Here is an 11472-nt window from a genome sequence, read left to right as displayed (position 1 = left end):
GAAACGGAGAAGCCGCGCGCGTGTTCAGCGCGCCACGACCGCCGCCCGCGCACCCTCTACCTGCGCCATGAGGCCGGCCAACGCGCCGCGAACCTCCCCCGACAGCCCGAGCAGCAGCAGCGCCACCAGCGCAACCGCCAGGGCATGATCCACAAGCAGCCGGGCCGGCCGCCGCACCTCTAAACGGTGGCGAAACGGGATCTGGAAGAACGGCATCGCTATCAGCTCCGGCATCGATCAAGGCGTCAGGATGCCAGCCTACCGGCGGAGAGGACGAAGGAACCCTTAACGGCGCTCGATCGAAGGGCGGTTGCCCCACTTTTGTCTCGGCTCTATTTCGAATCGGGACCATTTTCAAAGTCGAGGCTGCGCTTTCCACCCGCTGTGGATGACTCTACCCTTTGCATGCACCAACGCAAATTCGAGTTACCGCCTTTGCGTAAAATACATAGCAATTTGCGACGCGATTTTTGCTGTGCTTTTGCTGCATTTCCTGGTTTGCCTGCTTGTCGGATGATGCTAAGAGTAATGCATCCAACCAAAACACTCCTTTCCGCATAGGCAATTGCTTAGGAGGCCGGCAATGACTTTGGTCTATCGTCCCCTGCCCTATGGCGGGCACGAAGACCGGCGGACGGGCCGCCACCTGCTTCTGGTGGTGGCGCTGATCCTCGCCATCCCGACCGCTTTGGGCGCCGGGTGCACCGTCGACGCCCTCCGCAGCTATGCGGTGGAAGCACGGCTGTCGCAGGCCGTCGATGCCGCCGCCCTGGCCGGCGGCCGCGTGATGTTCGATTCGCAGCGCGACGGCCACATCCGCAGTTTCTTCGACAAGGCCTTTCCCAACGGCTTCCTGGGTTCGAACCTGTCGCCGCTGACGATCGCCGAGGACGCGGCGGCCGGCACGCTGACGGTCAGCGCCCACGCCACCGTCAACGCCATCTTCCTGCGCCTGTTCGGCAAGAAGGAAGTGATGGTGGAAGCCCAATCCGTCGTCCGCCGCGGCCTGCACGCCCGCACCAAGCTGCAATAACACCCCTTTCGCATTCCGGTCAGCTTCATCGCCGATTCGCGAGGCTCGCATTCGCGGAATGCAGCCCGGCGCCTTCGCAACTGCGGTAGAAGGGACGCACAGCGCCCCTTCCATCGGAGTCCGCGATGCTCGGAACCCTGACGCTCCTGCTGCTCTGCCAACTGGCCGGCGAATTGGCCGCCCGCCTGCTGCACCTGCCGGTCCCCGGCCCGGTGCTGGGCATGCTGCTGCTGTTCGCCGGCCTGCTGCTGCGCGGCGGCGTGCCGGCCGCCATCCAGGACACCGCAGGCGGGCTTCTGCGTCACCTGTCCCTGCTGTTCGTGCCGGCCGGCGTCGGTGTGATGGTGCATGTCAGCCGCCTGGAGACGGAGGCGCTGCCGATCGTCGTCGCGCTGTTCGGCAGCACCCTGTTCGGCATCGCGGTGACCGCCAAGCTGATGGCCTTCCTGTTGAGCCGCGGCGATCCGCGGCTGGAGGAAGAGCAGCCGGCCGGGAGTTCGGCGAAGGGAGACCGGACATGAGCGCCGATCTCCACCAGATCTGGGTCTATCTGTCGGCCAGCCCGCTGGCCGGGCTGACGCTCACCCTGGTCGCCTACCAGATCGGCCTGTGGGTGTTCGAGAAGCTGGGCCGGCGGCCGGTGCTGAACCCGGTGCTGATCGCCGTTATCCTGATCGCCGGCACGCTGAGTCTGTCGGGCATCGATTACCGCACCTATTTCGACGGCGCGCAGTTCGTCCACTTCCTGCTCGGCCCGGCCACGGTGGCGCTGGCCATCCCGCTCTACAACCAGTTCCAGGAGGTGCGGCGCTCCGCCCTGGCGCTGGTGGTGGCGCTGCTGGTGGGGTCCACGGCGTCGGCGCTCAGCGCGGTGGCGCTGGTCTGGATCTGCGGCGGCACAAAGGTGACCATCCTGTCGATGGCGCCGAAATCCGTCACCTCCCCCATCGCCATGGGCGTGTCGGAGCAGATCGGCGGCCTGCCGTCGCTGACCGCGGTGTTCGTCATCATCACCGGCATCGTCGCCGCCAGCCTCGGCACCTGGGTGCTGAACCTTGTCCGGGTGAAGGACTGGCGCGCCCGCGGATTCGGGATGGGGGTGGCGGCGCACGGCATCGGCACCGCGCGCGCCCTGCAGGTCAACGAGGTGGCCGGTGCCTTCGCCGGGCTGGGCATGGGGCTGAACGGGCTGGCGACGGCGCTGCTGCTGCCGACGCTGTACCATTTGATCTGGGGCTGATCTGGAGCTGACGGCGGCAATGGTTGGTGCATCCCGCAGTCCGATTTTCGCCAATCCGGGCTTGACAGCCATGCCGCACCTGCGCACAGTGCGCCCCATGAACACCATCGACCGCAAGAACGCCCTTCTTCGACTTCTCGGCCCGGCGCTTTAAGCGTCCGGGTTTGTCGCGTTCTCATCCCGTTTCCATCGGTCGAAGTGTCTGTTCCATGAGCGATGTTTGCAAAGGCGCCGGCATCGGCGTCGCCCGGCAGGGGCCGGGACTGCGACTTACCGACGGTCGCTGAGCCACTTCCGGCGGCTCTGCGGCCGTACCCCTCGCCGGTCCCTCCGCCTTTCAAATTCCGATCCGCCGCCTCCTGCCCGCACTGAAAACCGGGGCCCGAGGCCGCCAGTGGAGCCGAACGACGTCATGAGCACCGCCACCAACATCCCGACCCTGCCGAAGTCGCCGTCCAAATACGCCCCCTTCCCCCAGGTGAAGCTGACCGACCGCCAGTGGCCGTCGCGCACCCTGGACAAGGCACCGATGTGGTGCTCGGTCGATCTGCGCGACGGCAACCAGGCGCTGATCGAGCCGATGGGCCCGGACCGCAAGCGCGCGATGTTCGACCTGCTGCTGCGCATGGGCTTCAAGGAGATCGAGGTCGGCTTCCCCGCCGCCTCGCAGACCGATTTCGACTTCTGCCGCGAGATCATCGAGCAGGGCAAGATCCCCGATGGCGTCACCATCCAGGTGCTGACCCAGTCGCGTGAGGAGCTGATCCGCCGCACCTTCGACGGCATCAAGGGTGCCAAGCGCGCCATCGTCCACCTGTACAACTCCACCTCCGAACTGCAGCGCCGCGTGGTGTTCGGGCTGGACCGCCAGGGCATCGTCGACATCGCCGTCGCCGGCACCAAGCTGATCAAGCAGCTGGCCGCCGAGACGCCGGAGACCGAGATCGTCCTGCAGTACTCGCCGGAAAGCTTCACCGGCACCGAGCTGGACTTCGCGGTCGAGATCTGCGAGGCGGTGATGGAGACCTGGGGCGCTTCGCCCACCAACAAGGTCATCCTGAACCTGCCGGCCACGGTCGAGATGTCGATGCCGAACGTGCATGCCGACCAGATCGAATGGTTCTGCCGCACCCTGAAGAACCGCGAATCGGCGATCATCTCGCTGCACCCGCACAACGACCGCGGCACCGGCGTCGCCGCGGCGGAGATGGGCCTGCTGGCCGGTGCCGACCGCGTCGAAGGCACCCTGTTCGGCAACGGCGAGCGCACCGGCAACGTCGACGTCGTCACCCTGGCGCTGAACATGTTCACGCAGGGCGTCGATCCGGAACTGAACATCGACGACATCAACGAGATCGTCCGCGTGTCGGAATACTGCACGCAGCTGCCGGTTCATCCGCGCCATCCCTACGCCGGCGAGCTGGTGTTCACCGCCTTCTCGGGCTCGCACCAGGATGCGATCAACAAGGGGCTGAAGGCGCTGACCAAGTCCAACACCGGCAAGTGGGAGGTCCCGTACCTGCCCATCGATCCGCAGGACCTGGGCCGCAGCTACGAGGCGGTGATCCGCATCAACAGCCAGTCCGGCAAGGGCGGCATCGCCTACGTGCTGGAAAAGGACTACGGCCTGCAGATCCCGCGCCGCCTGCAGATCGAGTTCTCCAAGGTCGTGCAGCGCGTCGCCGACGAGACCGGCAAGGAACTGTCGCCCGCCGACATCCACGCCGCCTTCAAGGCGGAGTATCTGGATGCCGACACCCCGCTGGAACTGGTCGAGCATTCAACCGAGCCGCGCGGCCCGAACTCCGGTGCCCGCGCCATGAGCGTGGTGATGCGCCGCAACGGCGAGATCATCACCACCAAGGGCAAGGGCAACGGCCCCATCGACGCCTTCCTGGACGCCCTGCGCCAAGGCTGCGGCACCGACCTGCACGTCGTCGACTACCGCGAGCACGCCATCGGCTCCGGCGAGGATGCCCAGGCCTGCGCTTATGTCGAGGTGAAGACCGGCGACAGGACGCTGTTCGGTGTCGGCATCGACGCCGACATCGTGACCGCCTCGCTGCGGGCGCTGGTGAGCGCGGCCAACCGGGCGACGCGGTAAGGTTCTGGCTTCGTTACCCCCACCCTGACCTCCCTCGCCCAGCGGGGGAGGTTAGGTGGGGGCATCGCCAGCCCGCACGCCCCCAACCTTGCCCCGCCCGCCCCACCCGCCTATAAGTCCCCACGAAACGCGTCGAGCAACAGCGGACAGCGCTATGATCGTGGTCACCGGCGGGGCCGGCTTCATCGGGTCCAACCTTGTCGCGGCATTGGCTGCGCGCGGCATCACCGACGTGGCGGTCGTCGACCGCTTCCGTGACGGCGAGAAGTGGCAGAACCTTGCCAAGCGCGAGGTCGCGGCGCTGGTGCCGCCGGAGCAGACGCTCGCCTTCCTCGACCAGCATGCGGCGGAGATCGACACGGTCTTCCATCTCGGCGCCATCTCCGCCACCACCGAGCGGGACGTCGACAAGATCGTCGCCAACAATGTGGCGCTGACGCTGGACCTGTGGCGCTGGTGTTCCTGGCGCGGCTGCCGGCTGATCTACGCCTCCTCCGCCGCCACCTATGGCGACGGCTCCGCCGGTTTCGACGATGACGGCTCCTGCGAGGGACTGGCGCGGCTGCGGCCGCTGAACGCCTATGGCTGGTCCAAGCATCTGGTCGACCGCCGCATCGCCCGCGCCGTCGCCGGTGGCGATCTCGTGCCGCCGCAATGGGCCGGGCTGAAATTCTTCAATGTCTACGGCCCCAACGAAGCCCACAAGGGCGACATGATGAGCGTGGTCGCCAAGCTGCATCCGCAGCTGACGGCGGGCAATCCGGCACGCTTGTTCAAGTCGCACAAGGACGGCTTCGAGGATGGCGGCCAGCTGCGCGACTTCATTTACGTCGACGACTGCGTCGCGGTGATGCTGTGGCTGTACGACCATCCGGAGGTCAGCGGACTGTTCAATGTCGGCACCGGCAAGGCGCGCAGCTTCAAGGACCTCGCGCTGGCGACCTTCGCCGCCCTGGGGCTGCCTCCCCGGATTGAGTACTTCGACATGCCCGAGCATCTGCGCGGCAAATACCAATATTTCACGCAGGCGACGACGGATCGCCTGCGCGCCGCCGGGTTCGACCAGCCCTTCACCGAGCTGGAAGAGGGTGTCCGGCGCTATGTGCAGGATTTCCTGTCGCAGCCCGACCCGTACCGCTGACCGGAGTTCCTATGTTCGCCATCCTGCCCGCCACTTTGCCAATGGTGGCCTTTCCCACCATCGATCCGGTCGCCGTCGCCGTCGGCCCGATCGTCGTCCGCTGGTACGCGCTGGCCTATCTGGCCGGGTTCGTGCTGGGCTGGCGCTACTGCATGGGATTGGCGCGGCTCGACCCGGAGCTGCGGCCCAAGCCCGAGGAGTTCGACGACTTCCTGACCTGGGCGGTGATCGGCACCATCCTGGGCGGGCGGATCGGCTATGTGCTGTTCTACAACCTGCCCTACTACATGGAAAACCCGCTGGACGCGCTTCAGGTCTGGCATGGCGGCATGTCGTTCCACGGCGGCATGGTCGGCGTGCTGACGGCCATCGGGCTGTTCTGCTGGCGCCGCGGCATCTCGCCCTTCGTCTTCGGCGACATCATCGCCGCCTGCGCGCCCATCGGGCTGTTCTTCGGCCGCATCGCCAACTTCATCAATGGCGAGCTGTATGGCCGGCCGGCACCCGATTTCGCCTATGCCATGGTGTTCCCGCGCGATCCGCTGCAGGTGCCGCGCCATCCCAGCCAGCTTTACGAGGCGGCGCTGGAGGGCGTGGTGCTGTTTATCCTGCTGGCGATCGCCATCCGCACGCCGGCTTTGCGCCATCGGCCGGGCACGGTCGGCGGGCTGTTCCTGATCGGCTACGGCCTGTCGCGCATCATCGTGGAATTCTTCCGCGAGCCCGACCCGCAGTTGGGCTTCCTGTTCGCCGGCGCGACGATGGGACAGCTGCTGTCGCTGCCGATGGTGGCCATCGGACTGTGGCTGGTCGTCCGCGGCCGGCGCCACGCCATCACGGCCTGACGCCATGGCCGGGTCCGACGTCATGCTGGAGGACGAGCGCGCCGCTCCGGACACTCTGGCGCGCCTGCTGGCCCGCCGGATCCTGATGGACGGGCCGATCAGCGTCGGCGCCTTCATGGCGGAGGCGCTGGGCCATCCGCGCTTCGGCTATTACATGCGGCGCGACCCGTTCGGCAGCGGCGGCGATTTCACCACCGCGCCGGAAATCAGCCAGATGTTCGGCGAGTTGGTCGGGCTCTGGTGCGTCGACACATGGGCGCGGCTGGGCGGTCCCGGACCCTTCCATCTGGTGGAGCTGGGGCCCGGCCGCGGAACGCTGATGGCCGACGTGCTGCGGGCGGCGGCGGTGCTGCCGCTGTTCCGCGACAACGCCATCGTCCATCTGGTGGAGACCAGCCCGCACCTGCGCGACCGCCAGCGCCAGACGCTGCAGCCGCTCCTGGGCGACTCCGTCCGGTGGCACGACCGGCTGGAGGATGTTCCGGACGGCCCGACCATCCTGATCGCCAACGAGTTCTTCGATGCCCTGCCGATCCGTCAGGTGCAGAAGACCAACCATGGCTGGTTCGAGCGGCTGGTCGACATCGACCCCGACAGCACGGAAGGCGAGCCGCGATTCCGCTTCGTGCTGGAAGCCTTCGGCAGCTCCGGCGGCCGGCTGGTGCCGGACGCGCTCCGCGATGCGCCCGACGGCAGCGTGGTCGAGGTCTCCCCCGCGTCGCAGGCGGTGGCGCGGCTGATCGGCGCCCGGCTGGCCGCGGCCCCCGGTGCCGCGCTGGTGATCGACTATGGCCATGCCCAGGGTCCGGCGGTCGGCGACACGCTGCAGGCGATGCGCCGCCATGCCTACGCCCCCGTGCTGGAAGCGCCGGGCGAGGCCGACCTGACGGCCCATGTCGATTTCGCCGGGATCACCGCCGCGGCGCGGGAGGGTGGCGCCCAATCCTTCGGCCCGGTGGAGCAGGGGGAATGGCTGACCCGGCTGGGCATCCGCCAACGGGCGTCGGCCCTGTCGGCCAAGGCCAGCCCGGCCCAGGCGCAGGATATCCGCGGCGCGCTGGACCGCTTGATCGATCCGGCGCAAATGGGCAGGCTGTTCAAGCTGGTCGCGCTCGCCACGCCCGGAGCCTTTGCCGACGCCAACCCGCCGGCCGGCTTCTGACCCGGCGGGTGCCGACCCCGGTTGGAGACACCGCACCATAACCGCCACCAAGACAATCCGGGCGGACCGTGCATAGCGGCCCCCCCCTGCCCTGCCGGGCATGCGGGAGGCCACAGAACAGGGAAGGACGGCGTTCGTGATCACACTCGGCGCGCTGAACGACATTACCCATATCCGCCACGCCTTTTTCACCCGCACCGGCGGGGTGTCCACCGGGCTCTACGCCTCGCTGAACTGCGGGCTGGGGTCCAACGACTCCGCGGCGGCCGTGCATGAGAACCGTGCCCGCGCCGCGGCGCGTATGGAGGTGGAGCCCGGAAACCTGATCACCTGCCATCAGGTCCACAGCCCGACCTGCGTGGTGGTGGAGGAGCCGTGGACACCCGAGACGGCGCCGAAGGCCGACGCCATGGCCACCCGCCAGTCGGGGATCGCGCTTGGCATCCTGACCGCCGACTGCGCCCCCGTGCTGTTCGCCGACAGCAAGGCGCGGGTGATCGGGGCCGCCCATGCCGGCTGGAAGGGCGCCAGGGCCGGCGTCATCGAGGCGACCGTCGCCCGCATGGTGGAGCTGGGCGCCAAGCCGAACCGGATCGTCGCCTGCATCGGTCCCTGCATCGCCCAGCGCTCCTACGAGGTGGGGCCGGAGTTCCCCGCCCCGTTCGAGGAGGAGGACGCGCGCAACCGCGACTATTTCGCCCCTGCCCGCAAGCCCGGCCATTTCCTGTTCGACCTGGCCGCCTACGTCACGCGCCGGCTGGGCGACTCCGGCGTCACGGTGATCCAGCGCTGCCCCAACGACACGGTGGCGGAGGAGGACCGCTTCTTCAGCTATCGCCGCTCCTGCCTTCGGGGCGAATCGGATTACGGCCGCGGCCTTTCGGCCATCGTCCTGCAGACCTGAACCAGCCCGAACGGGCAATGGCGAGGGCCACGGTCATGCCGCCCGCGCAGGGCGGCATTCCCCAATGGGGAAAGACCCGACCGTCATGGAACGTTTACATGGGCCCGGCCCTTTGTTATGGTCCGCCCCGTTTTCAAGGGGCGGCGGCGCGCAAGCGTCCAACGTGCCTTGAGCCGTATCCCTGCAAAGAGAGCCGACCCCGATGAAGGTGCTTGCCGGCAACAGCAACCGTCCGCTGGCCGAGGCGATCTCCACCTGTCTCGGCGTGCCGCTGACGAAAGCGAGCGTACGCCGTTTCTCCGACATGGAGGTGTTCGTCGAGATCCTGGAGAACGTGCGCGGCGAGGACGTGTTCGTCGTCCAGTCGACCTCGGCTCCGGCCAACGACAACCTGATGGAACTGCTGGTGACGATCGATGCGCTTCGGCGCGGGTCGGCCCGGCGCATCACGGCGGTCATCCCCTACTACGGCTATGCCCGGCAGGATCGCAAGACCGGCCCGCGCACGCCGATCTCGGCCAAGCTGGTCGCCAACCTGATCACCCAGGCCGGCGCCAACCGCGTTCTGACGATGGACCTGCATGCGGGTCAGATCCAGGGCTTCTTCGACATCCCCACCGACAACCTGATGGCCGCCCCGGTCTTCGAGAAGGACATCCGCCAGTCCTTCGAGAATATCGGCGAGGTCACCATCGTGTCGCCGGACGTCGGCGGCGTGGTGCGCGCCCGCGCGCTGGCCAAGCGCCTGGACGCCGATCTCGCCATCATCGACAAGCGGCGCGAGCGCGCCGGCGTGTCGGAGGTGATGAACATCATCGGCGACGCCAATGGCCGCCGCTGCATCCTGATCGACGACATCGTCGACTCGGGCGGCACGCTGTGCAACGCCGCGGTCGCGCTGATGGAAGCCGGCGCCAAGTCGGTCCACGCCTTCTGCACCCATGGCGTCCTGTCCGGCGGTGCGGTTGCCCGTGTCGCCGTGTCGCCTCTGGAGCAGTTGGTCACCACCGACAGCATCCAGGCGACCGAAGCGGTGCGCGTGTCGCGCAACATCCGCCAGCTGACCATCGCCCCCCTGCTCGCCGAAGCGATCATGCGCATCAGCGAGGAGCGGTCGGTGTCGAGCCTGTTCTCGTAAGAGCGACAGCGTTACCAGGAAAGGCCCTTTCCCATCGGGAAAGGGCCTTTTTTATTGGCCGCAATCGGCCCTCACCCCTCCCCCAGCCCATGGAAATCGTTCGCCGTCACCTGCCCGCCGGTGGCCGCGGCGATGCGGGCCATCACGGCGGGGCGGGGAACGCGGCGGCCGTGACGGTAGCGGTTGACCGTGGCCTGGCTCGTCCCGATCAGGGCGGCAAAGGCCTCTTCCTTGGTTGCGGTCCGGGTGAGCCAGTCGTCGAGCGTCATACCGCTATGGTTTAAACCAAGCCGAGTTCTACGCGCAACTGGCTTTATGCCGGAGTTATGGACTTTTCAAAGCCAATTTGGTATGAACGACCCATGACCACAATGCGTGAACTGCGGCAGGCCGCCGGGCTGAGCCAGGAGAAGCTGGCCGAACTGGCGGGCACCTCCCAGCCCCAGATCAACAAGCTGGAGACCGGCCAGCGCAAGATGACCGTCGATTGGGCGGTCAAGCTCGCCCACCCGTTGGGCGTGGAGCCGGCGCTCCTGCTCGGCCTCGATGTGCCGGCGGTTCCCCCGGCGGCGTCCCGCCCCGCCCGCCCGGCGCTCGCGCCGCTGCTCCGCACGGCATCGGTTCCGCCGGCGCAGGCTGCCGCTTCGATGCCGGTGCGGGCGGCGGCGCGTGGCGGGGTGGACCAGGAGATGTTCCTGGATGACGGCCCCATCGACTGGATCGCCCGGCCCGACTACCTGAAGAACGCCCGCGATCCCTATGCCATGTATGTGGTCGGCGACTCGATGATGCCGCGCTTCCGCCCGGCCCAGCTTCTGCATGTCAATCCGCACAAGCCGCCGGCGCCGGGTGCCGGCGTCGTGGTGGTCAAACGCAACAAGGCGGTGCTGGTGAAGGAGTTCGTGCGCCGCGTCACCGATGCGGTGATCCTGCGTGAATACCGCCCGGCCGACCGCGAGTTCGCCGTGGCGCTGGAGGACCTCGAAACCCTGCACACCGTGGTCGGCCTGCAGGAGCCCTGACGTCTATACCGCTTCGGTATCGGCTTTCAGTCGCCAAATAAATCCATTTTGGATTATTCCTTGGTCATCGCATCGCCGGGCGGTCCGGCGTGCCGCAGCCGATCAAGGAGACCTGGCCATGCCCCAGCCCTATCCCCGCTTCCACCCTGGCCCGTCGGCCGGCCTGCTCGACAGCTTCAGCGAGCGCGGCGCCCGCGAACTTGCCCGCCGCATCCGCACCGCCTGGGCCAACATCGGCTGGGACGTGGAGGTGCGGGTGGAACGCCTCGCCAGCGAGGATGTGGGCGACGGCCGCAGCATCGCCCATTTCATCGTCCGCAGCGACCTGATCAACGGCATGCCGCAACGCCGTTTGGAAGCGGCGGCGGCACGGCCGCTGCCGCGCGCCGCCTGACCCGGATCACTTCAGCCGCTCGTCCAACTCCACCTGATAGCCGACGGCAAGGCGGTTGGTCTCGTTCGCCATGCCCACCACCGCCATCAGCTCGCCGAACTGCGCGTCGGTCATGCCCAGCCGGCGCGCCGCCGCCTCGTGCGAGCGGATGCAGTACTGGCAGTTGTTGGTGACGCTGACCGCGACGAAGATCATCTCCTTCACCAGCGGGTCCAGCGCACCGGGGGCCATCACTTCCTTCAGGCTGTCCCAGGTCCGCGCCAAGGTCGGCGGGTGGTGGGCGATCATCTTCCAGAAATTGTTCACGTCGGGAACGTTGCGCGTCGCCTTGATGTCGTCGTAGACGGCGCGGACCTCCGGCGCGGCATCGGCCTGTTCGATAAGGGGGAGCGGCATGGCGGCGGAAACTCCTGTGTGGGACGGGGGACCTGCGATAAGGCCGGACATCGTGTCGCAAGGCAACCGCCGGCCTAGGGCTTTCCCCGATCC

At 67.7% G+C, this 11472-nt stretch carries 14 protein-coding genes; 11 read left to right on the top strand and 3 right to left on the bottom strand.

Annotated features, from left to right (window positions below; all coding sequences use genetic code 11):
- Positions 1-24: 24 nt before the first annotated feature.
- A complete protein-coding gene (locus FZ938_RS08550) occupies positions 25-216 on the bottom strand; it encodes a hypothetical protein (RefSeq protein ID WP_149198125.1) in 192 nt (63 codons plus the stop codon).
- Positions 217-583: 367 nt separating this feature from the next.
- Between FZ938_RS08550 and FZ938_RS08545 the strand changes: the two genes are divergently transcribed.
- The 9 genes from FZ938_RS08545 (at position 584) to FZ938_RS08505 (ending at position 9567) form a co-directional block, all read left to right on the top strand.
- Positions 584-1033 carry a pilus assembly protein TadG-related protein gene (locus tag FZ938_RS08545; protein WP_149198124.1) on the top strand — a complete coding sequence of 150 codons (450 nt, stop codon included), beginning with the start codon at positions 584-586 and terminating at the stop codon, positions 1031-1033.
- A gap of 125 nt (positions 1034-1158) precedes the next feature.
- Positions 1159-1554 (top strand): CidA/LrgA family protein, encoded by a 396-nt coding sequence (locus FZ938_RS08540; RefSeq protein WP_149198123.1) that lies wholly within the window; start codon positions 1159-1161, stop codon positions 1552-1554.
- On the top strand, positions 1551-2273 hold the full coding sequence (locus FZ938_RS08535) for an LrgB family protein (RefSeq protein WP_149198122.1): 723 nt from the start codon (positions 1551-1553) through the stop codon (positions 2271-2273). The genes FZ938_RS08540 and FZ938_RS08535 overlap by 4 nt, the downstream gene beginning before the upstream one ends.
- Before the next feature lie 412 nt (positions 2274-2685).
- Positions 2686-4377 carry a 2-isopropylmalate synthase gene (leuA, locus tag FZ938_RS08530; RefSeq protein WP_149198121.1) on the top strand — a complete coding sequence of 564 codons (1692 nt, stop codon included), beginning with the start codon at positions 2686-2688 and terminating at the stop codon, positions 4375-4377.
- Positions 4378-4531: 154 nt separating this feature from the next.
- Positions 4532-5518, top strand: a complete 987-nt coding sequence (rfaD, locus tag FZ938_RS08525; protein ID WP_149198120.1) for an ADP-glyceromanno-heptose 6-epimerase — start codon at positions 4532-4534, stop codon at positions 5516-5518.
- An 11-nt stretch (positions 5519-5529) separates the two neighbouring features.
- The gene (gene lgt, locus FZ938_RS08520; RefSeq protein ID WP_246457749.1) at positions 5530-6363 is read left to right on the top strand and encodes a prolipoprotein diacylglyceryl transferase; all 834 of its coding nucleotides are present in this window, start codon (positions 5530-5532) and stop codon (positions 6361-6363) included.
- A 4-nt stretch (positions 6364-6367) separates the two neighbouring features.
- The gene (locus FZ938_RS08515; protein ID WP_246457746.1) at positions 6368-7525 is read left to right on the top strand and encodes a class I SAM-dependent methyltransferase; all 1158 of its coding nucleotides are present in this window, start codon (positions 6368-6370) and stop codon (positions 7523-7525) included.
- A 136-nt stretch (positions 7526-7661) separates the two neighbouring features.
- Positions 7662-8429: a peptidoglycan editing factor PgeF gene (pgeF, locus tag FZ938_RS08510; RefSeq protein WP_149198119.1), complete on the top strand. Its 768-nt coding sequence runs from the start codon at positions 7662-7664 to the stop codon at positions 8427-8429.
- A 202-nt stretch (positions 8430-8631) separates the two neighbouring features.
- A complete protein-coding gene (locus FZ938_RS08505) occupies positions 8632-9567 on the top strand; it encodes a ribose-phosphate pyrophosphokinase (protein ID WP_085090015.1) in 936 nt (311 codons plus the stop codon).
- Between the two features lie 71 nt (positions 9568-9638).
- Here the strand turns inward: FZ938_RS08505 and FZ938_RS08500 are convergent, their stop codons facing one another.
- On the bottom strand, positions 9639-9836 hold the full coding sequence (locus FZ938_RS08500) for a helix-turn-helix domain-containing protein (RefSeq protein WP_085090016.1): 198 nt from the start codon (positions 9834-9836) through the stop codon (positions 9639-9641).
- Positions 9837-9929: 93 nt separating this feature from the next.
- Here FZ938_RS08500 and FZ938_RS08495 point away from each other — a divergent pair, with 93 nt between their 5' ends.
- The gene (locus FZ938_RS08495) at positions 9930-10589 is read left to right on the top strand and encodes an XRE family transcriptional regulator (RefSeq protein WP_149198118.1); all 660 of its coding nucleotides are present in this window, start codon (positions 9930-9932) and stop codon (positions 10587-10589) included.
- Positions 10590-10707: 118 nt separating this feature from the next.
- Positions 10708-10983: a hypothetical protein gene (locus tag FZ938_RS08490; protein WP_149198117.1), complete on the top strand. Its 276-nt coding sequence runs from the start codon at positions 10708-10710 to the stop codon at positions 10981-10983.
- A 6-nt stretch (positions 10984-10989) separates the two neighbouring features.
- Here FZ938_RS08490 and FZ938_RS08485 read toward each other — a convergent pair whose 3' ends face one another.
- The gene (locus tag FZ938_RS08485) at positions 10990-11379 is read right to left on the bottom strand and encodes a carboxymuconolactone decarboxylase family protein (RefSeq protein WP_109157692.1); all 390 of its coding nucleotides are present in this window, start codon (positions 11377-11379) and stop codon (positions 10990-10992) included.
- Positions 11380-11472 lie beyond the last annotated feature (93 nt).

The organism is Azospirillum oryzae (assembly GCF_008364795.1).
GTDB classification, from domain to species: Bacteria; Pseudomonadota; Alphaproteobacteria; order Azospirillales; family Azospirillaceae; genus Azospirillum; species Azospirillum oryzae.
Note: the sequence above shows the minus strand (reverse complement) of the source record. Positions and strands in the feature narration are given on the sequence as shown.